The sequence below is a fragment of the Methanosaeta sp. UBA458 genome (genome assembly GCF_002496085.1).
Taxonomy (GTDB): Archaea; Halobacteriota; Methanosarcinia; order Methanotrichales; family Methanotrichaceae; genus Methanothrix; species Methanothrix soehngenii.
The window spans coordinates 2,180-19,131 of record NZ_DAIK01000167.1 but is presented as its reverse complement, the minus strand read 5'-3'; the positions used below and the strand labels follow the sequence as shown (position 1 = coordinate 19,131).

Sequence of the window (16,952 nt, the reverse complement as noted above, 5' to 3'; positions counted from 1 at the left end):
GGGTGGTGCTGTTTCTGGCAGTAGATCGGCTGATGGGTCGCAGCTAGCATATTCTGGCGGCTGCGCAAGGGAAAGCAGATCGTTGATCGGCTGCTATATGGCCCGCCGGAAGGGCGGGCCTCATTTGACCTGTCCGGAAACGCATGATCTGTTAAAAATGCTTTAGCTCTCCAACCAGAACTCCTGCGGCCACAGTCCCTCTTCCTGGCGAGCTTCGGTTTGTACCTCCGGCAGGCGGCTGGAGATCATATCTTCTACCTCCTCCAGGTTGATTCTGAATACCTCCGCCAGGATCTCCATTGCTGCCTCCAGCTCCATTGCCTCAAGGCCTCCATGAACTGCCCTTTTATGACGCCTGGTGAGCTGCTCGAAGACTCCTGCCATATTGGGAATCTACTACGTGTAAGTTTAAGTATTTTTGCTAGAAATTGATAGCTGAAAAGCATTTTTACATAATAGAAAGTATGAATAAGATACAAAAGACAGAATGATGATTTCTGGGGCAGGCAATCCAGGGGCTCTCTATGCCCTGCTAATGAAGTGGGGATGGATTGGACAGCTTTTATAAAAAGCGATGGTGGCAGTTCTGGAGATAGAGAGATGGGCCTGAAAAGAATTGTGACCGGCCTTGAGGCTCTATTAGCCAGGTCATATTCATCGGCTGTCGGATGTATGGGGACTGGACTGATCGGTTTATATAGCTTACAGGTCAATTAATCTATTATGCCGGGGAAGCTGAATCCTTCCGGAAGGCTGCTTTATGGCGGAATAGCAGCTTGTCTGTTCATATTAGGGCTCGTTTTGATCGTGCTCTTGTTCTGGCTGGTGTTCCCGGTCATAATCGGATTGGGGCTGTGGTTTTTTGCATTGATATTCCTAAATCTGGCGATGAAGGGGAGGACATTCAGGGACTGGAACGAGGAAAAGATCGCCAAAAGGGTGCTGGCCAAAAAGAGGGGATGAAATGGGTTTATATATTTTATGCGCTCGAGCCAAGAGCAGCGGAGACCTCATTAAGGAGTACCTCTTCTGGTTCGCTGACCGCTACGCCCTGCTCTTTCGCAGCCTCTGCAACCTTTTGTCCTATCGCCAGCACCCACTCTTTGTAGGCAGCAGCCTCTTTTGAAGAGACCTTGGTAAGGGCGGCTGCGGCCGACCTGCAGGCCTCGATGGTCCTAGATCTAAAGCCGTTCTGGTCCTTCTTGAATAGATCCTTCTGCTCATCGATCAGCTCTCTTCCTCTGGATTGGATCTCGCCTGACAGTATGCCGACCAGATCGCTGCTGGCAGAAGCTGCAAGCTTGGCCGGCTCAGTGATCAGCGCCTTAGATTCGTGAAACGTGCCCAGTAATGAGGGTGCGGCCAGGACAATCGCCATTGATACGGCATAAGGAAGGCTGACCAAGCCCCTCCATTCCTCAGCGGTAAAGCTCTCTTTTATTCCCATAATCAAATCCTCTGCATGAATCAAATGAACCCGAATCCATGCTAATGCTGGTATTGCCGTCTTTCTATATATCGATTGTGAGATATCGGTTTTTGGTAAATGATCATACATACTCAATGGTGCAGCACTCCTTATTGACAGCTATATGTTCAGCATTGGCAGACTTAGTAAGAGTTACTTTGACCTTCCCATCAAAGGGAATCTTATCGGCAGGGATCATCAAGTAGCCAATTGCCTGGTAGCCCCAACCCATGGTGTCTGCAGGCATCTGGAACTCAGGATGGGTGTTCTTCAGCGAAACGGTCGAATTTATGTTCCTGGTTCGAGTTTCATATGTTATCCTCACATCGGTTGAATATCCGCTGCCTCCGCCGTTTCCAGAAGGACGAGTTACCAGAGGAGTAAGATAAATGTAAAGCCTCCGATTGGTGGGCAGATTATAAAAAGTCCAGGCTGCAGATTGACCGGGTTGCGTCAGCCAGGTCCAGCCAGATACATTGTTGCCGAGGCTTGCAAGAAAATCAGCCTCGTTTGTCACAGAGGCTACATTTACTGGGCCGTATTGAGCAACCTTGGCGGGAATGGTTCCTGTGAGTGTCGTCCAGTTGTAGTCATGCGGGCATAACCAGCTGGCGGCATTTTCGGGCATCTTCATCCATCCAGAGAGGAGGGTGCGGTTTGCCGCATCGTCCACAAGGGCGCATTCCCTGGTCAAATCATTTTTAACCAGGTTTTGGCAGTCTCCTGATGCCCCTGAATGCCACTTTGTGCAGCAACGCTCATTCTCAAAGCCCTGGCAATTGCTCCTTACAGTAACCAGTGTGTAGTCTTCCGGGCAAGGGCCATATGGACCCAATATCTCCCAGCCATCGGGCGGCGTGCAGTCCATGCACTCATCCCCTGGCAGGAAACTCGCACATTGTATCGTATCATTGTTGACTATCAACTGAAGTGGCAATGGAGCAGCAACGACAATTCCAGATATTATGAAGAATGCCAGGATGGCCGCAATATTAACGATATTCATACATGACAATTGTTGATAACAAGTATTTTTTATTTTCCATCATGGGGTGAACAGGAAGCGATCAATCGACTCCTGCATCCATGTGAGCTCTTCCGGAGTCAGGATATCCCGGTAGCGCTCGAACAATCCGGCCATATCCGGCTAGTAAATCACTTCTGGCATCCTAAATCAGATATCGGTTAATATTTGGTTAGGCTTTGAGCATAACTTGATATTCCGGTGAGTTGATAGGTATTTTGGCTCAGCCCATACTGAGCGATTATCGGAACGCGTCCGTTATCTCCCTTCCAAACCTTTTTATATATCCACTCTCTTGTGAGGAGGGAAAACCTGATGACTGGACGCTGCGAGAGAGCCATCCTTATCCCGTCCTCTCTCACCATGGAGAGCAGGGATACGCGTGTCAACACGCTCAAAGTTGGCCAGATCGCAAGGGCAGCAGCAGTCTTCCGTGTAAGCCGCATAGTGATCTACCGGGACCAGGAATACAACGATTCCCGGTTCATATCCATGATCCTGCGCTACATGGAAACCCCCCAATATCTGAGAAAGCTGCTCATCCCCCGCAGGGAAGAGCTGCGCCACGTGGGAATGCTGCCCCCGCTGCGCACAAGTCATCATCCCATCAACTCAAAATCAGAATCGCTCAAGATTGGCGAGTTTCGCGTCGGAGCAGTCGTTGAAAGCGTCGGATCTGATGGCGGCGTATGGGTGGAAATCGGAATCAATCGCCCAATTCCCCTTCGCACTGGAATTAAGTATCCGGTAGGGCAACGCCTAAACGTCAGAATCTTTTCGCAGGAACCGCTCGCCGCTGAGCCTGTTGACCAAAAGGATATACCCCATTACTGGGGGTACGAGACCGAGGTAGTGGATAGCCTGGAGAGCTATCTGGAATCAATGAGAGATACCCGGATCGTTCTTGCCTCCAGAAGCGGTCGGGCTATAACGCCCCAGGCACTTCTGGAGTTGGTCCAATCGGGCAACAAACGCGACCTTGCGGTGGCCTTTGGCTCACCCGCACGAGGGCTAGATGCGTTCTTGAGTAAAGAATCAATGAAGAGGTATGAAATGATCAACACCATTCCCCATCAGGGAACAGAGACGGTTCGAGTGGAGGAAGCGGTTTTCGCCACCCTCGCCCTTCTCAACCTGATGAGTTTGGAGGACTAAATGGCAACAATACACCGACCTAGACGAGGTTCGCTGGCCTACAGCCCCAGAAAGAGGGCCAAGAGCGAGGTCCCCAGAATCAGAAGCTGGCTCGAGGAGGACAAGGCCAGGATAGCAGGCTTCGCCGGCTACAAAGCAGGCATGACCCATGTTATGATGATAGATGACCGACCGCGCAGCCTCACCGAGGGCATGGAGATCAGCACCCCCGTGACCGTTCTTGAGGTCCCCCCCATGAACGTGGTGGCTGTGCGCGCCTACGAGAGCTACAATGGCGGCCTACGCCCGGCAGGCGAGCTTTGGGCAGAGAACCTGAGCCCGGAGCTCTCCCGAGCGATGACCGTTCCCAAGAAGACCCGAGGAACCGCTCCCGGAGATCTGGTCGCCCTGGGCGATGATATCGCCGATGTCCGCGTCCTGGTGCACACCAATCCCACACTAGTATCCGGAATTCCCAAGAAGGTTCCTGAGATCATGGAGATGCCGATCAACGGCGGCTCGATGAATGACAGACTCTCCTTTGCCCAGACGCTGCTGGGCCAGCAGGTCCCGATTTCCAGCGTATTTGAGCTGGGCGACCTGATGGACACCTCTGCCGTTACCAAGGGCAAAGGCACCCAGGGACCAGTCAGGCGCTGGGGAATCGCCATGGCCAAGAGAAAGCATGCTCGCACAGGCAAAGTCCGCCATGTGGGCAACCTTGGCCCCTGGCATCCAGCCCATATCAGCTGGCGCGTTCCCCAGCTGGGCCAGATGGGCTACCACCAGAGGACAGAATATAATAAGAGGCTCATGTTCATCGGAACCGACGGATCGAAGATCACTCCGGACGGGGGATTCCCCGGCTATGGCGTGATCAAGAACCAGTATATCCTGATCAAAGGAAGCGTCCCCGGCCCCATCAAGAGGCTCGTGCGGATGAGGCATGCCATGAGGCCAGGAAAGAACTTCGTGAAAGCTCCCGAGCTGCTCCATGTGAGCCAGGAATCCAAGCAGGGGGTCTAAGCAATGAAAACCAATGTTATAGATCTATCGGGAAACGCAGCTGGCGAGATAGAGCTGCCAGCAGTCTTTGAGGAGGAGTACCGACCGGATATCATCAAGAGAGCGGTTCTGGCTGCCCAAGCAAACAGGCTTCAGGCTTATGGGCCGCACTTTTATGCCGGCATGAACACCTCCGCCGTCTCCTGGGGCACGGGACACGGCACCTCCAGGGTTCTCAGGCTTAAGAACGGCAGGAGAGCAGCAGGCGTCCCCATGGCAGTGGGCGGCCGCAGATCGCATGCGCCACAGCCAAACGCCGTCTACAGCGAGAAGGTCAATAAGAAGGAGAGAAGAAAAGCCATCCGCTCAGCTATTGCAGCTACCGCCTCATCCGGCCTGGTCGAGGCCCGGGGTCATAAGTTCTCCCGAGAGCTGCCGGTCGTGGCCAAGAACGATCTCGAGACCCTTAGCAAGACCTCGGATATCATCAAGTTCCTCATGGCAGCGGGCCTCTGGGATGACGTCCTGAGGGCAAAAGCAGGAAGGCACATCCGTGCCGGCAAGGGAAAGCTGCGGGGAAGGAAATACAAAGGCAGAAAGAGCTTGCTCATCGTCGCTGGCAACGACGCAGGCCTGGGAAAGGCAGCCCGGAACCTTCCAGGGGTTGACTTCGTCACCGTAGACATGCTGAACGCAGAGCTGCTCGCCCCTGGAACCCGGGCCGGCAGACTTACCGTATGGACTGAATCATCCCTTGAGAAGCTGGCAGGAAAAGGCTCCCCGGAGGCAAATCAATGATTATCAAGAGCCCCTATGTTACAGAAAAGGTCACCAGCATGATCGACTCCAACGACACCCTGGAGTTCCTGGTGAACACAAATGCCACCAAGCCTCAAATCAAAAAGGCCCTGGAGGATCTTTATGATGTCGATGTCCTGGCAGTCAGGACCATGATCACCTCTCAGGGACAGAAGAAGGCGGTGGTGAAGCTGGCCGGAGAGGGCAGCGCGAACGAGTTGGCCACAAGGCTAGGACTGCTGTAGGTGTAATACAATGGGACATCGAATCATATCTCAAAATAGAGGCGCAGGAGGTCCTAGGTATAGGGCACCCTCTCACCGGTACAGAGCAGACATCAAGCACCTGAAAAGAGATCAGAACGAGACCGTCAAGGGCATCGTCCAGGATATTATGCGAGACCCAGCTCGAACTGCTCCCGTGGGCCTGGTGACCCTGACGAGCGGCGAGATGAGGTACATCCTGGTCCCTGAGGGGGTCTGCATCGGCCAGGAGATAGCCTGCGGCATATCTGCGCCAATCGAGCCGGGAAATACTCTCCCTCTCTCGGAGATACCAGAGGGCATACCTATCTGCAACGTCGAGTCGCAGCCCGGGCATGGCGGCCAGTTCGCTCGCTCCTCCGGAGTCTGTGCCATCCTCGTGGCTCATGATGTAGGCCAAACCGTGGTCCAGCTTCCCAGCGGGGAGATGAAATGGCTCAACCCGAAATGCATGGCGACCATCGGAGTGGTAGCGGGAGGCGGCCGTCTGGACAAGCCCCTGGTTAAGGCAGGAAAGAGCTTCTTCAAGTACCGCTCCAAGCCCAAGAACTGGCCCGTGGTCAGAGGGGTGGCAATGAACGCCGTAGACCACCCCTTCGGCGGCGGCGGCCGTCAGCATCCAGGCAGGCCCAAGACGGTCAGCAGGAATACATCCCCCGGCCGAAAGGTCGGCTCGATCGCCGCACGGAGAACCGGTAAGCGCTAGGTGATAGTTTTGGCAAAGAAAGCAGGATCCAAGCTTCCCAAGAGAAAGGAAGAGTTCTTGTATCGGGGCCGGAAGATGGCCGACCTCGCCAAGTTAAGCATAGAGGAGCTTGCCGGGCTGTTCCCAGCGCGGCAGCGCAGATCGATCAAGAGAGGTCTTGCCAAGGAGAACAAGAAGCTCCTGGCAAACCTGAAGAACAAAGACTCAGTTCGAACCCACATCCGGAACATGCTAATTCTGCCGGATATGGTGGGCAAGAGCATCGAGATCTATAACGGCAAGAGCTTTGAGAAGGTAGAGGTCATGCCCGAGATGATCGGGCACTTCTTCGGCGAGTTCGCTATGACGCGCGGTCGCGTCCAGCACGGAGCCGCAGGCGTGGGCGCTACCAGATCAAGCAAGTATGTGCCGCTGAAGTGAGGTGTGAGATTGGGCAGATTGAACTATTCGCTTACGCCTGCAGGACGCTCTTCAAGGGCCATGGGGATGGAGCTTCACATCTCACCAAAGCATGCCCGCGAGATCTGCAGGACGCTAAGAGGCATGCGGGCTAACCGTGCCCGAGACTATCTGGAAGATGTTATCGCTTTGAAGAGGCCAGTTCCCTTCAAGCGATACAACAGGAATGTAGCCCACAGGCACGGCCTGATGGGCTGGGATGCAGGCAGATATCCCGAGAAGGCGGCACGAGAGGTCCTGAAGGTCCTGGATAATGCCATCGCCAACGGCGAGTACAAAGGCATGGAGTCCGAGAAACTCAGGATCTACCATGCCGGCACTCTCACGGGCAGAACCATCCAGGGCTGGATGCCCCGGGCCATGGGAAGAGCAACCCCTAAGAACACCCAGACCGTGACCATAGAGATGGTCCTGACCGAGGTGAAGAGCTGATGTCCGTCGAAAAGAAGTTCGTGGCCGAGGGCATAACCAAGGCCCTGGTCAATGAGTATCTGGCTGATGAGCTGGAGAGAGCAGGATACGGCGGCATGCAGATGAACCGCACCCCCATGGGCACCCAGATCACCGTCTATGCGGAAAAGCCGGGAATGGTCATAGGCAAAGGCGGCAAACTCATCCGCAAGATAACCCGTGACTTGGATCGCAGGTTCCACCTGGACAATCCCCAGATAGATGTGCAGGATGTGGGTCGGGGCGACCTCAACGGCCGAGTGGTGGCCAACCGTCTGGCATCATCCCTGGAACGGGGCTGGTACTTCCGGAAAGCCGGCCAGTCCATGATGCGAAGAGTGATGGACGCAGGGGCTTTGGGCTGCGAGATAGTGATCAGCGGCAAGCTGACCGGTCCACGATCCCGAACAGAGAAGTTCATCGCCGGCTACATCAAGCATTCCGGCAAGCCGGCCATCGACCTCGTGGATCGGGGCTACTCTGTGGCAGTAAAGAAGCTGGGAGTCATCGGCTGTCAGGTCAGGATCATCCCACCGGATGTCCGGCTGCCAGACGACTTCCAGATTGAAGCTCCACAGGCGCCACCGGCACCAGAACCAGCACCATCAGCCGCTCCTGCTCCTGTGCCCGCGCCAACACCAGCGCCCGCTGAGGAGAAGAAGAGCGAACTGGATCAGCTCCTGGAATCAGAGCCCGAGGCGGCCGAGGTCAAGCCTGAGCCCCTGGAAGAGCCATCCATGCCTGCAGAGAACGCGACAGAGATTGCTCCCCTTCCTGAAGAAAAGGCGGAGAGCGAGCCCGTCCTCAAGGATGAGTGATCCAAATGGCCATCTTCAAGATTGATGAGATAAGAAACATGAACGCGGAAGAGATATCCGAGGAGCTGCATAAGCTCGAGAGTGAGCTCATCCGCGAGAGAGGCGTCGTCACTGCTGGTGGCGCCCCGGAGAAGCCGGGGAGGATTAAAGACATCCGCAGGACGATTGCCCGGATCAAAACGGTCCAGACGGAGCGAAGGAAGTGAAGCTCAACCCCACGAACCTGGCGAGACACGAGCTCATCGGCCTGAATGTTCAGGTCGAGTCCAACAGCGAGCCGGGTATCGTCGGGCTCAGGGGAAGGATTGTGGACGAGACCAGGAACACATTCCTTTTGGAGACAGAGCGCAAGGTCTTGCGCATTCCAAAAAAGAATGCCAGCCTGACCATCACCCTGCCCGACGGGCAGAGGGCGAGGGTCGCGGGCTCGGTTTTGATCTCGCAGCCTGAGAACAGAATAAGCAAAAGAATGCAGAGGACGAGGTGGAAGTTATGAGGGATATCGGACTGGACGTAGCCCCCCCGGAAAAGGAGTGCAACGATCCCAAGTGTCCCTTCCATGGTACCCTTCCTGTACGCGGCCAGGTCTTCAGTTGCACTGTGGTCAGCGACAAGATGGATAACACCGTGGTAGTTATGCGCAAGTTTGAAAAGAAAGCAACGAAGTACGAACGATTTGAGAAGAGGCAGTCCAAGATCCATGCGCACAATCCTCCATGCCTTGAAGCCAAGGCCGGAGATCGTGTCAAAATAGCTGAGTGTCGGCCCCTCTCCAAGACCAAATCCTATGTGGTAGTGGAGGTCTTGAAATGAGAGGACAGAAGGCCAAGATCCCAAGGGCGATCAACACTGGCGCATACCTGGATTGTGTAGACAATACAGGTGCGCGGACGCTACACGTTATCTCGGTAAAGAACTATCGAGGCGTGAAAAATAGACAGCCCTGCGCAGGAATCGGGGATATAGTGATCGTGTCCGTTAAGAAGGGAACTCCTGAGATGAGAAAGCAGATCTTTAAAGCTGTCATCATCCGCCAGAGGAAGGAGTTTCGCAGGCCCGACGGCCTCAGAGTGAAGTTCGAGGATAACGCCGCCGTCATAGTGGACGATGAGGGCGTACCCAAGGGCTCCGAGGTCAAGGGACCCGTGGCCCGTGAGGTAGCGGAGAGGTTCGGCAAGATCGCCTCCGCGGCATCCATAATTGTGTGATGATTCTATGATTACAAAACAGCCCAGAAAGCAGCGGAAAGAGAGGTACACTGCACCGTTGCATCGGCGTCAAAAGTACATGCATGCTCCCTTAAGCCGGGCCCTGCGTGAAGAGCTGAAGAAACGCAATGCTCAGCTCCGCAAGGGCGATACGGTCAAGGTGGTACGTGGAGATCACGCCGGCACAGAAGGTGCAGTCGAGGACGTAGACATCAAGAGATGCACCATAAAGGTAGCGGGAGTGAGCAACTACCGCGCCGATGGAACTGAGGTGCCCAGAACCATTCACCCCTCGAATGTGGTAATCGTCAAGCTCGAGCTTGAGGATGCAGAGAGGGAGAAGATCTTTGAGAGGCGATCTGAATGAGCCGACATCAGAAGAGGCTGACTATCCCGGTTAGCTGGCCGGTGGCCAGAAAGACCAGCGTATGGGTCCCCAAGAGCAGCCCAGGCCCTCATTCCTCTCAGGAGAGCATGCCTCTCTTGATGGTGATCAGGGATATGCTCAAGCTGGTGGATAACGCCCGCGAGGCCAAGAGGGTCCTTTATGAGGGCAAGGTTCTGGTGGACGGCAAATCCCAGAAGGATCATAAGCTCCCCATAGGCATATTCGATGTGATCGGTTTGCCGCTGCTCGATCAGCAATACAGAATGCTGAAGGACGAGAAGGGGATGTTCTATCTGAGTCTCCTTGAGCCGGGAAGTGCGAGAAAGCTGGCCCGGATCGAGAATAAAACCGTCCTCAGAGGCAATAAGCAGCAGCTCAACCTATCCGACGGCTCGAATAAGCTGGCGGAAGGTGACTACAAAGTGGGCGACTCTCTGGTTCTCTCTATACCCGAAAAAGATATCGATGAAAGGATCGAGTTCAAGGTCGGCAACCTGGCCATGGTCGTGGGCGGAAAGCACAGCGGCCAGACTGGGAAGATCAAGGATATCATAAAGGTGAAGAGCTCTCAGCCCAACCGGGTCATAATATCCGGAGACAAGGAGTTCGAAACCATTGAGGAGTACGTCTATATGATCGGAACGGACAGTCCCGTCATCAAACTGGGGGCCGCCAGATGAATATAATGCTCGAACCCCGCATCGACAAGGTCGTCGTGCATGTGGGGGTAGGAGAGAGCGGTCAGAGGCTGGTGAACGCTGAGACTATCATGAAGACGATCACCAAACAGCAGCCAGTTCGCTCCATGGCCAAGAAGACTCTGCCCACATTCAACATAAAAAAGAAGGAGCCAATTGGCGCCAAGCTTACCCTGCGGGGAAAAGCAGCGGAGGACTTTCTGGCCATAGCCCTCAAAGCCGCGGGCAACAGCCTGAGGATGAGCCAGTTCGATCAGCAGGGCAACTTCTCTTTTGGTATCGAGGAGCACACCGACTTTCCCGGGATGAGATATGACCCGGAGATAGGCATCTTCGGCATGGATGTCTCCGTAGCTCTGAAGAGGGCCGGCTACAGAATCGCCCGGAGAAGGGTGTCTAAAAAGAAGCTGCCAAGCAGGCAGAGGCTGGGTCAGGACGATACCGTGGAGTTCATCAAAAAGAAGTTCGGCGTTGAGGTCTTGGAGGCAGCATGAAGAAAGGCAAGAAGGTCTATGGAAGAGGAGCAAACGTTTGCAAGCGTTGCAGCCGCAAGAACGGCCTGGTTAGAAAGTACGGTATCTACCTGTGCCGGCAGTGCTTCCGAGAGATAGCCCCTGAAATGGGATTTGAAAAGTATTCGTAGGTGGTTGCGTTGTTATTGGATCCACTGGCCGATGCGATGTCCGTTATAAAGAATGCGGAGAGCGTAGGCAAGCCTGAATGTATCATCCATCCCGCCTCTAAAGTCATAGGCAGGGCCCTGAAGGTCATGGCGGATAGGGGATACATCGGCGAGTTTGAGTTTATCGATGATGGAAAGTCAGGAATGTTCCGGGTGAAGCTCCTGGGAAGGATCAACCGCTGCGGTGTCATCAAGCCGCGGTTCTCCACCAAGGCTACGGAGATGGAGAAGTGGGAGAAGAGATTCCTCCCTGCCAAGAACTTTGGGGTGCTAATACTGAGCACCAACAAAGGGGTCATGGCCCACTCTGATGCCAGGGCCCAGTCCCTGGGAGGACAGCTCCTGGCGTATGTATATTAGGTGGTCTGATGGTCAAAGAGATTGCGCGACAGGTAGAGATCCCGGAAGGAGTTACAGTCTCCGTGGACAGGAATGTCGTCACGGTTAAGGGGCCAAAAGGCGAGTTATCCCGGACGCTCTCCTATCCCGACCTGGAGATCCGCAAAGAGGATCTTCAGGTGATCGTAAATTCCAGGGTCGACCGCAAGCGCCACAGAGCAATGGTGGGAACGCTGGCCTCTCACATAAACAATATGGTTACCGGCGTTACTAAAGGATATGAGTACAGGATGAAGGTCGTGTACTCTCACTTCCCCATCCAGCTCAAGGCAGCTTCCGATGAGTTGATCATAAACAACTTCCTCGGCGAGAGGAAGTCTCGATCTGCTCGAGTTCTGCCGGGAACCAAGGTCGAGATAGGCAAAGACGAAGTCGTGATTACAGGCATCGACAAGGAGAATGTTGGCCAGACCATGGCCAATATCGAACAGGCGACCAGGGTGCATGGCTTCGATGTCAGGATATTCCAGGATGGGATATACCTGATAGACAAGAGGTGAATTCGGATGGCAGAAAGATTGCTAAGAGTCAGAACCAGGCAGAAGTCCAAGAAGCCCGAGTTCAACTTTCATGATTCACATAAAAAGAAGAAGCTTGGCACAAGTTGGCGAAAGCCCCGTGGCCTGCACAATAAGCTCAGGCAGCATATAGCTGCCAAAGGCCGGGTTGTCCAACCTGGCTTTGGAAGCCCAAAGGCCGTTCGAGGATATCATCCCAGCGGAATGGCTGAGATTAGGGTGAACAATGTGGCAGAGCTGGCAGCCGCTCAAGGTTGCGCAGTGCGTATTGCCTCTGCCGTGGGGATGAAAAAACGGCTGGATATTCAGGCTAAGGCTGCGGAGATGGGGCTCAAGATCCTCAATCCCAAAGGAGGGGCCTGAACATGCCGGGATTTACCACCCAGCGAAGGCTGGCGGCATCTGAGCTGAATATCGGCGAGAGTCGGGTCTGGATCAATCCCGATCCTGAGTTGGCAGGCGCCCTGGGCGATGCTATCACCCGGGAGGATATTCGCTCTCAGATCAGCGATGGCAACATCAAAGCCAAGCCCAAGAAGGGCAACAGCCGGGGAAGGATCAGGGCCAAGAATGCCAAGAGAGCCTACGGCCATTGCAAGGGACCTGGACACAGAAGGGGTGCCAAAGGCGCTCGCAGCCCACGCAAAGAGCTGTGGATGACCAAGATCCGGGCTCTGCGAAAGAGGCTCAGGGAGCTGCGGGATACTGGTCAGATCGACCGGCATGCTTACCGACTGCTCTACCGCAAATCCAAGGGTGGAGAGTACAGGAGCACAGCGCATATGAATTCCTTTATAAAGGCCAAGGGCCTTGCTCGGGGTGAGTGACTTGGCAACTGGACCGAGATATAAGGTTCCTCTCCGCAGAAGGAAAGAGGGCAAGACCAACTATCATGTCAGATACAAGCTACTGCTATCCAAGAGACCGAGAGTTGTAGTCAGGAAGAGCAATGCCAGCACCACTCTGCAGCTGGTGGTGGCAGAGCTTGAGGGTGACAAGACCCTGCTGACGGTCAACTCCCGGGAGCTCAAAGGATTCGGCTTCTCCTCAGCTGTCGGCAATCTGCCTGCAGCATACCTTACAGGCCTGCTTTTCGGCAAGAAGATGCTAGCTATTGGGGTAGAAGGAGGAGTAGCAGACATAGGGCTGCATGCCTCCACCAAAGGGAACAGGATCTATGCCGCCATTAAGGGGGTAGTAGATGCAGGAGTAGATGTGCCCCACAGCCCCGAGATCTTCCCGGATGAGGAGAGGATCCGTGGGGAGCACATAAAGAGCTTTACTGGAAAAGACACCGTAGCCCAGTTCGAGGCTGCTAGAGAGAAGATACTGGGGTGAGTGTATGGATCAGAAGAAGAAACGCGATTTTTACCAAGAGGAGTGGGTCCCCAAGACGAGGCTTGGAAAGCTGGTCTATGAGGGTCAGGTAACCACTTTCGATGAGGCCATTGCATCCGGCCTGCCCATAAAAGAGGCCGGACTGATAGATGCGCTCATTCCAGGGCTCGAGGATGAGGTTCTGGATATCAACATGGTTCAGAGGATGACTGACTCCGGAAGGAGGGTCAAGTTCAGAACCACAGTCATTGTGGGCAACAGAGACGGCTACATTGGTCTTGGCGAGGGAAAGGATGTTCAGGTGGGAAAGGCCATCAAAAAGGGCATCGATAACGCCAAGAGGAACATTATGAAGGTGAACCGGGGCTGCGGCAGCTGGGAATGTGGTTGCGGCCAGCCTCACACTGTGCCCTATCAGGTAGTGGGCGAGTCCGGAAGCGTTCGGGTAGTGCTCATCCCAGCGCCTCGTGGCTTGGGCATTGCAGCCGGAGATACCAGCAAGAAGGTCATGGATATGGCCGGAATCAAGGATGTCTGGACCAGGACCGCAGGCTCCACCAGGACCACCATCAACTTCGCTAAAGCGACATACAACGCGCTCATCAATACCATAACTGTGAGGGCCTGAAGATGTTTGCCATAGTGAGATTGAGAGGGGAGGTGAACCTCAGGCCGGAGATCAAGGACACCCTGGCTATGCTCCATATTCATAGGGTCAACCACTGCGTTGTGGTCAAAGAAGACCCCCATTACCGGGGCATGATCCAGAAGGTCAAGGACTACGTGGCCTGGGGCGAGATCGATGATGATACTCTGGCTATGCTCTTAGAGAGAAGGGGCAGGCTGAGCGCCAACCGACGCCTGACAGAGCAGTATTTAAAGGAGAATACACCTTATTCATCTTTTAAGGAACTGGCCAAAGCCATCAACTCCGGCTCTGCCAGTCTGAAAGATCTGCAAATCAAGCCCATATTCAGGCTGCACCCTGCTCGGAAGGGCTTAAGAACTACCAAGAAGACCGCTCAACAGGGTGGAGATCTGGGATTCCACCAGAATTTGGCGGATCTTATCAAGAGGATGAGGTAGAAAAAATGGTTAGACCAAAGACCAAAGAAAAGAGAGGTCATAGAACCTACCACGGCAAGCACAAGAACATGCGCGGAGGAGGAACCCGTGGCGGCCGTGGAGATTCAGGCAAATGCAAGCATCACTTCATGAGATCCATCCTTCTTGGCACCGAAATGGGTAAGCATGGCTTCGTCCGGCTGCCTTTAGCTGAGGAGGTAGATGTGGTCAATGTCGATGAGCTGGACCAGCTGGCCGGCCAGGACGGCAAGGTTGAGATCAATGAATTGAAGGTTCTCGGTCGAGGTAGGGTAACCCGGAAGCTGGAGGTTAAGGCTTTAGGATTCACTGCCACGGCTAAGAGCAAGATCGAGGCTGCTGGTGGTCAGGCAGTAGTAGTATGAACCAGCAAAGTTTCTTTTATGCGATAGAGCCCTTTGTGCGCCGGCTCCCTTCGGTGGAACGGCCCACGGGGCACGTCCATTTTAAGAGAAAGCTAAGCTGGACTCTGGCCATATTGCTCCTTTACTTCATCCTTGGAAACATACCTCTATTTGGCCTCTCTGCGGCATCTATAGACCTCTTCAGCTCTTACCGTGCCTTTTTCGCCGGATCCTTCGGCACGATGATGCTTTTGGGCATCGGTCCCATCGTTACCGCATCCATTGTGCTCCAGCTTCTGGTTGGAGCGGAGATCATCAAGCTCAATCTGAGCGATCCCCGGGATCAGGCCATCTATCAGGGCACCCAAAAGGCTCTGGTTTTTCTGATGGTTGCCGTTGAAGGCTTGCCCCAGGTGCTGGGCGGCTATCTCCTGCCTGACGAGGGAGTGGCGAACGCTTTAGGCGTATCCCTGGGCATAATATCCTTATTGATATTTATTCAGGTCTTTATTGGCGGATCCCTTATTGTTTATATGGACGAGGTGGTGTCCAAATGGGGCGTAGGATCAGGAGTGGGCCTGTTCATCGTGGCGGGAATCAGCCAGCAGCTGGTCACCGGTCTGATCAATCCAGCTACAGGCGAAGCCGGCCTCTCGGTGGGGATCATCCCCAAGTGGATTGATATCATCAGGCTGCAGCTGATCAGCTTTGATACTCTCTTCACCTCTGAAGGCATCCGGTTTATCATGATCACCGGAGGAATTCTGGCCCTCATATCCACCATTCTGATCATATTGCTGGTCGTTTTGGTGGAGTCTACGAGAATTGAAATTCCTCTGGCCCACAGCCGGGTGCGGGGTGCAAGAGGCCGGTTCCCGGTAAAGCTGGTCTATGCATCAGTCCTTCCCATGATCCTGGTAAGGGCTATTCAGGCCAACATCGAGATGCTGGGGGCATTGCTGGCATCAAGGCTTGGAACAGTCTCCACAGCTACTGTGACTGGCGAGGGTGTGACCACGGTCTATACCGGCTACTCCAGCCTCCTGGGCAATTTCATATCTCAATCCCAGTTTGATGCCGCCACCGGCGCTGCCATCAGCGGACAATCACCCCAGCCGGTATCAGGGCTCATGTATTACCTCTCGCCCATAGGAGGGCCGGAAGACTGGATTCCCAGCATGGTGACCACCTCTACAGCGGGGATGGCAGAGCTTGGATTCTCGCCCATTGCCGGCTATCAGATCCTCTTGCATGTGCTCACAGATTCCGCTTTCCTGATCATCGGCGGCATTCTGTTCGCCATATTCTGGATTGAGACCACTGGAATGGGGCCCAAGAGCGTCGCTGCCAAGATCCATAACTCAGGACTGCAGGTCCCCGGTTACAGGAGGAATCCTGCTTCAATTGAGAAGCTAATGGAACGGTACATTCCCAAGGTGACTGTGATCGGCGGCGTGATCATTGGGGTCTTGACCCTGATTGCCAGCCTTATGGGAACCCTGGGTGGTGCGGGAGGCACAGGTCTTCTTCTGGCGGTGAGCATTGTCTACCGGCTCTATGAGCAGATAGCCAGCGAGCAGATTCAGGAGATGTACCCGATGATGCAGAAGTTCTTTGGAGCTTCTGCATGAAGCAATCCATGTCCAGTACTCTGGACAGAGCGGCCCTGGTACTGGGCATCCTCTTTTTTTTCGGGGTGATGATCGAGGATTACAGGAACCTCTTAGGGCAGGTCATGGATCACCTTCTGGGATGGTTGCCTCAGACGGGGCTGTCCTTTCCGGTCATCCTCTTCATCCTGGCGGCCATTACCGGCCTTTATGCCAGCCTGGTTCAGAAGTATACCATGGACTGGGATTTTATGCGTCGCCAGCAGGAGAAGATGAGAGCCCTGCAGACCAACATGAAGGCAGCTCAGCTGGCTGGGGACCAGGCTAAGGTTCAGTCTCTGCAGACTGAGCAGATGAAGATGGTCTCGGAACAAGGAAAGATGATGCAGATGCAGTTCAAACCCATGCTCTACATCGGCATCATATCTATTCCCCTCTTTATGTGGATATATTTCTACATTCATAACTCCGGTGGAATCACCATGACCTTTCCCTTCTGGGGGACGCATGGTATCACCGAAATGGTTCTGGGGCCGAT

The 16,952-nt window shown here is 54.3% G+C and carries 30 protein-coding genes; 27 read left to right on the top strand and 3 right to left on the bottom strand.

The annotated features are described in order from the left end of the window. Positions 1-162: 162 nt before the first annotated feature. Positions 163-384, bottom strand: coding sequence for a hypothetical protein (locus BP822_RS12410; protein WP_013720139.1), 222 nt, complete (start codon positions 382-384; stop codon positions 163-165). A gap of 339 nt (positions 385-723) precedes the next feature. Here BP822_RS12410 and BP822_RS12405 point away from each other — a divergent pair, with 339 nt between their 5' ends. After that, positions 724-963: a hypothetical protein gene (locus tag BP822_RS12405; RefSeq protein WP_048132400.1), complete on the top strand. Its 240-nt coding sequence runs from the start codon at positions 724-726 to the stop codon at positions 961-963. 16 nt (positions 964-979) lie between these two features. On the opposite strand, the gene BP822_RS12400 is transcribed toward BP822_RS12405, so the two are convergent. Both BP822_RS12400 and BP822_RS12395 read right to left on the bottom strand, forming a co-directional pair. Continuing rightward, positions 980-1,447, bottom strand: coding sequence for a hypothetical protein (locus BP822_RS12400; RefSeq protein ID WP_013720138.1), 468 nt, complete (start codon positions 1,445-1,447; stop codon positions 980-982). Positions 1,448-1,550: 103 nt separating this feature from the next. Then, complete coding sequence (locus BP822_RS12395) at positions 1,551-2,474, bottom strand: hypothetical protein (RefSeq protein ID WP_286878391.1); 924 nt, start codon at positions 2,472-2,474, stop codon at positions 1,551-1,553. Positions 2,475-2,807: 333 nt separating this feature from the next. On the opposite strand from BP822_RS12395, the gene BP822_RS12390 reads away from it, so the two are divergent. From BP822_RS12390 to BP822_RS12265, 26 genes are all read left to right on the top strand, one after another. Continuing rightward, positions 2,808-3,647: a putative RNA uridine N3 methyltransferase gene (locus tag BP822_RS12390; protein WP_286878390.1), complete on the top strand. Its 840-nt coding sequence runs from the start codon at positions 2,808-2,810 to the stop codon at positions 3,645-3,647. Next, the gene (locus BP822_RS12385) at positions 3,648-4,652 is read left to right on the top strand and encodes a 50S ribosomal protein L3 (RefSeq protein WP_013720135.1); all 1,005 of its coding nucleotides are present in this window, start codon (positions 3,648-3,650) and stop codon (positions 4,650-4,652) included. 3 nt (positions 4,653-4,655) lie between these two features. Beyond that, positions 4,656-5,429 (top strand): 50S ribosomal protein L4, encoded by a 774-nt coding sequence (rpl4p, locus tag BP822_RS12380; protein ID WP_273271925.1) that lies wholly within the window; start codon positions 4,656-4,658, stop codon positions 5,427-5,429. After that, a complete protein-coding gene (locus BP822_RS12375) occupies positions 5,426-5,674 on the top strand; it encodes a 50S ribosomal protein L23 (protein ID WP_013720133.1) in 249 nt (82 codons plus the stop codon). Before rpl4p ends, BP822_RS12375 begins: the two co-directional genes overlap by 4 nt. Positions 5,675-5,684: 10 nt before the next feature. Beyond that, on the top strand, positions 5,685-6,398 hold the full coding sequence (locus BP822_RS12370) for a 50S ribosomal protein L2 (RefSeq protein WP_013720132.1): 714 nt from the start codon (positions 5,685-5,687) through the stop codon (positions 6,396-6,398). Positions 6,399-6,407: 9 nt separating this feature from the next. Next, complete coding sequence (locus BP822_RS12365) at positions 6,408-6,818, top strand: 30S ribosomal protein S19 (RefSeq protein ID WP_048133247.1); 411 nt, start codon at positions 6,408-6,410, stop codon at positions 6,816-6,818. Positions 6,819-6,827: 9 nt separating this feature from the next. After that, on the top strand, positions 6,828-7,289 hold the full coding sequence (locus tag BP822_RS12360) for a 50S ribosomal protein L22 (protein ID WP_286878388.1): 462 nt from the start codon (positions 6,828-6,830) through the stop codon (positions 7,287-7,289). Continuing rightward, positions 7,289-8,125, top strand: a complete 837-nt coding sequence (locus BP822_RS12355) for a 30S ribosomal protein S3 (protein WP_286878387.1) — start codon at positions 7,289-7,291, stop codon at positions 8,123-8,125. Before BP822_RS12360 ends, BP822_RS12355 begins: the two co-directional genes overlap by 1 nt. Before the next feature lie 5 nt (positions 8,126-8,130). After that, entirely contained in the window at positions 8,131-8,331 is a 201-nt protein-coding gene (gene rpmC / locus BP822_RS12350; protein WP_013720128.1) for a 50S ribosomal protein L29, read from the top strand. After that, positions 8,328-8,621 (top strand): ribonuclease P protein component 1, encoded by a 294-nt coding sequence (locus BP822_RS12345; protein ID WP_276620635.1) that lies wholly within the window; start codon positions 8,328-8,330, stop codon positions 8,619-8,621. The genes rpmC and BP822_RS12345 overlap by 4 nt, the downstream gene beginning before the upstream one ends. Then, positions 8,618-8,938, top strand: a complete 321-nt coding sequence (locus BP822_RS12340; RefSeq protein WP_048132398.1) for a 30S ribosomal protein S17 — start codon at positions 8,618-8,620, stop codon at positions 8,936-8,938. Before BP822_RS12345 ends, BP822_RS12340 begins: the two co-directional genes overlap by 4 nt. Continuing rightward, positions 8,935-9,333, top strand: a complete 399-nt coding sequence (gene rpl14p / locus BP822_RS12335; RefSeq protein ID WP_013720125.1) for a 50S ribosomal protein L14 — start codon at positions 8,935-8,937, stop codon at positions 9,331-9,333. The genes BP822_RS12340 and rpl14p overlap by 4 nt, the downstream gene beginning before the upstream one ends. 7 nt (positions 9,334-9,340) lie before the next feature. Continuing rightward, entirely contained in the window at positions 9,341-9,700 is a 360-nt protein-coding gene (gene rplX / locus BP822_RS12330; protein ID WP_048132396.1) for a 50S ribosomal protein L24, read from the top strand. Beyond that, positions 9,697-10,401, top strand: a complete 705-nt coding sequence (locus tag BP822_RS12325) for a 30S ribosomal protein S4e (protein ID WP_013720123.1) — start codon at positions 9,697-9,699, stop codon at positions 10,399-10,401. Before rplX ends, BP822_RS12325 begins: the two co-directional genes overlap by 4 nt. 5 nt (positions 10,402-10,406) lie before the next feature. Then, entirely contained in the window at positions 10,407-10,913 is a 507-nt protein-coding gene (locus BP822_RS12320; RefSeq protein ID WP_013720122.1) for a 50S ribosomal protein L5, read from the top strand. Beyond that, positions 10,910-11,062, top strand: a complete 153-nt coding sequence (locus BP822_RS12315) for a 30S ribosomal protein S14 (protein ID WP_013720121.1) — start codon at positions 10,910-10,912, stop codon at positions 11,060-11,062. Before BP822_RS12320 ends, BP822_RS12315 begins: the two co-directional genes overlap by 4 nt. Before the next feature lie 9 nt (positions 11,063-11,071). Then, entirely contained in the window at positions 11,072-11,461 is a 390-nt protein-coding gene (locus tag BP822_RS12310; protein WP_013720120.1) for a 30S ribosomal protein S8, read from the top strand. Between the two features lie 8 nt (positions 11,462-11,469). Continuing rightward, positions 11,470-12,000, top strand: a complete 531-nt coding sequence (locus tag BP822_RS12305) for a 50S ribosomal protein L6 (RefSeq protein WP_276836919.1) — start codon at positions 11,470-11,472, stop codon at positions 11,998-12,000. A 6-nt stretch (positions 12,001-12,006) separates the two neighbouring features. Then, positions 12,007-12,381, top strand: a complete 375-nt coding sequence (locus BP822_RS12300) for a 50S ribosomal protein L32e (RefSeq protein WP_013720118.1) — start codon at positions 12,007-12,009, stop codon at positions 12,379-12,381. A 2-nt stretch (positions 12,382-12,383) separates the two neighbouring features. Continuing rightward, positions 12,384-12,845 carry a 50S ribosomal protein L19e gene (locus tag BP822_RS12295; protein ID WP_013720117.1) on the top strand — a complete coding sequence of 154 codons (462 nt, stop codon included), beginning with the start codon at positions 12,384-12,386 and terminating at the stop codon, positions 12,843-12,845. A 1-nt stretch (position 12,846) separates the two neighbouring features. Continuing rightward, entirely contained in the window at positions 12,847-13,356 is a 510-nt protein-coding gene (locus BP822_RS12290; protein ID WP_342674288.1) for a 50S ribosomal protein L18, read from the top strand. Between the two features lie 4 nt (positions 13,357-13,360). Then, positions 13,361-13,984, top strand: a complete 624-nt coding sequence (locus BP822_RS12285; protein WP_013720115.1) for a 30S ribosomal protein S5 — start codon at positions 13,361-13,363, stop codon at positions 13,982-13,984. Positions 13,985-13,986: 2 nt separating this feature from the next. Continuing rightward, positions 13,987-14,442 carry a 50S ribosomal protein L30 gene (locus tag BP822_RS12280; RefSeq protein WP_276620639.1) on the top strand — a complete coding sequence of 152 codons (456 nt, stop codon included), beginning with the start codon at positions 13,987-13,989 and terminating at the stop codon, positions 14,440-14,442. A gap of 5 nt (positions 14,443-14,447) precedes the next feature. Further along, the gene (locus BP822_RS12275) at positions 14,448-14,825 is read left to right on the top strand and encodes an uL15m family ribosomal protein (RefSeq protein ID WP_273271932.1); all 378 of its coding nucleotides are present in this window, start codon (positions 14,448-14,450) and stop codon (positions 14,823-14,825) included. Next, positions 14,822-16,435: a preprotein translocase subunit SecY gene (gene secY, locus BP822_RS12270; protein ID WP_286878386.1), complete on the top strand. Its 1,614-nt coding sequence runs from the start codon at positions 14,822-14,824 to the stop codon at positions 16,433-16,435. Before BP822_RS12275 ends, secY begins: the two co-directional genes overlap by 4 nt. Continuing rightward, on the top strand, positions 16,432-16,952 hold a 521-nt coding region (locus tag BP822_RS12265), incomplete at its 3' end, for a DUF106 domain-containing protein (protein ID WP_286878385.1). The genes secY and BP822_RS12265, both read left to right, overlap by 4 nt.

Coding starts and splice junctions, on each gene's coding strand:
- BP822_RS12370 (WP_013720132.1), top strand. CDS start 5,685: ATGGGACATCGAATCATATCTCAAAATAGAGGCGCAGGAGGTCCTAGG.
- rplX (WP_048132396.1), top strand. CDS start 9,341: ATGATTACAAAACAGCCCAGAAAGCAGCGGAAAGAGAGGTACACTGCA.
- rpl4p (WP_273271925.1), top strand. CDS start 4,656: ATGAAAACCAATGTTATAGATCTATCGGGAAACGCAGCTGGCGAGATA.
- rpmC (WP_013720128.1), top strand. CDS start 8,131: ATGGCCATCTTCAAGATTGATGAGATAAGAAACATGAACGCGGAAGAG.
- BP822_RS12295 (WP_013720117.1), top strand. CDS start 12,384: ATGCCGGGATTTACCACCCAGCGAAGGCTGGCGGCATCTGAGCTGAAT.
- BP822_RS12410 (WP_013720139.1), bottom strand. CDS start 384: ATGGCAGGAGTCTTCGAGCAGCTCACCAGGCGTCATAAAAGGGCAGTT.
- secY (WP_286878386.1), top strand. CDS start 14,822: ATGAACCAGCAAAGTTTCTTTTATGCGATAGAGCCCTTTGTGCGCCGG.
- BP822_RS12355 (WP_286878387.1), top strand. CDS start 7,289: ATGTCCGTCGAAAAGAAGTTCGTGGCCGAGGGCATAACCAAGGCCCTG.
- BP822_RS12395 (WP_286878391.1), bottom strand. CDS start 2,474: ATGAATATCGTTAATATTGCGGCCATCCTGGCATTCTTCATAATATCT.
- BP822_RS12320 (WP_013720122.1), top strand. CDS start 10,407: ATGCTCGAACCCCGCATCGACAAGGTCGTCGTGCATGTGGGGGTAGGA.
- BP822_RS12275 (WP_273271932.1), top strand. CDS start 14,448: ATGGTTAGACCAAAGACCAAAGAAAAGAGAGGTCATAGAACCTACCAC.
- BP822_RS12385 (WP_013720135.1), top strand. CDS start 3,648: ATGGCAACAATACACCGACCTAGACGAGGTTCGCTGGCCTACAGCCCC.
- BP822_RS12325 (WP_013720123.1), top strand. CDS start 9,697: ATGAGCCGACATCAGAAGAGGCTGACTATCCCGGTTAGCTGGCCGGTG.
- BP822_RS12340 (WP_048132398.1), top strand. CDS start 8,618: ATGAGGGATATCGGACTGGACGTAGCCCCCCCGGAAAAGGAGTGCAAC.
- BP822_RS12400 (WP_013720138.1), bottom strand. CDS start 1,447: ATGGGAATAAAAGAGAGCTTTACCGCTGAGGAATGGAGGGGCTTGGTC.
- BP822_RS12300 (WP_013720118.1), top strand. CDS start 12,007: ATGGCAGAAAGATTGCTAAGAGTCAGAACCAGGCAGAAGTCCAAGAAG.
- BP822_RS12405 (WP_048132400.1), top strand. CDS start 724: ATGCCGGGGAAGCTGAATCCTTCCGGAAGGCTGCTTTATGGCGGAATA.
- BP822_RS12375 (WP_013720133.1), top strand. CDS start 5,426: ATGATTATCAAGAGCCCCTATGTTACAGAAAAGGTCACCAGCATGATC.
- BP822_RS12315 (WP_013720121.1), top strand. CDS start 10,910: ATGAAGAAAGGCAAGAAGGTCTATGGAAGAGGAGCAAACGTTTGCAAG.
- BP822_RS12280 (WP_276620639.1), top strand. CDS start 13,987: ATGTTTGCCATAGTGAGATTGAGAGGGGAGGTGAACCTCAGGCCGGAG.
- BP822_RS12285 (WP_013720115.1), top strand. CDS start 13,361: ATGGATCAGAAGAAGAAACGCGATTTTTACCAAGAGGAGTGGGTCCCC.
- BP822_RS12305 (WP_276836919.1), top strand. CDS start 11,470: ATGGTCAAAGAGATTGCGCGACAGGTAGAGATCCCGGAAGGAGTTACA.
- BP822_RS12390 (WP_286878390.1), top strand. CDS start 2,808: ATGACTGGACGCTGCGAGAGAGCCATCCTTATCCCGTCCTCTCTCACC.
- rpl14p (WP_013720125.1), top strand. CDS start 8,935: ATGAGAGGACAGAAGGCCAAGATCCCAAGGGCGATCAACACTGGCGCA.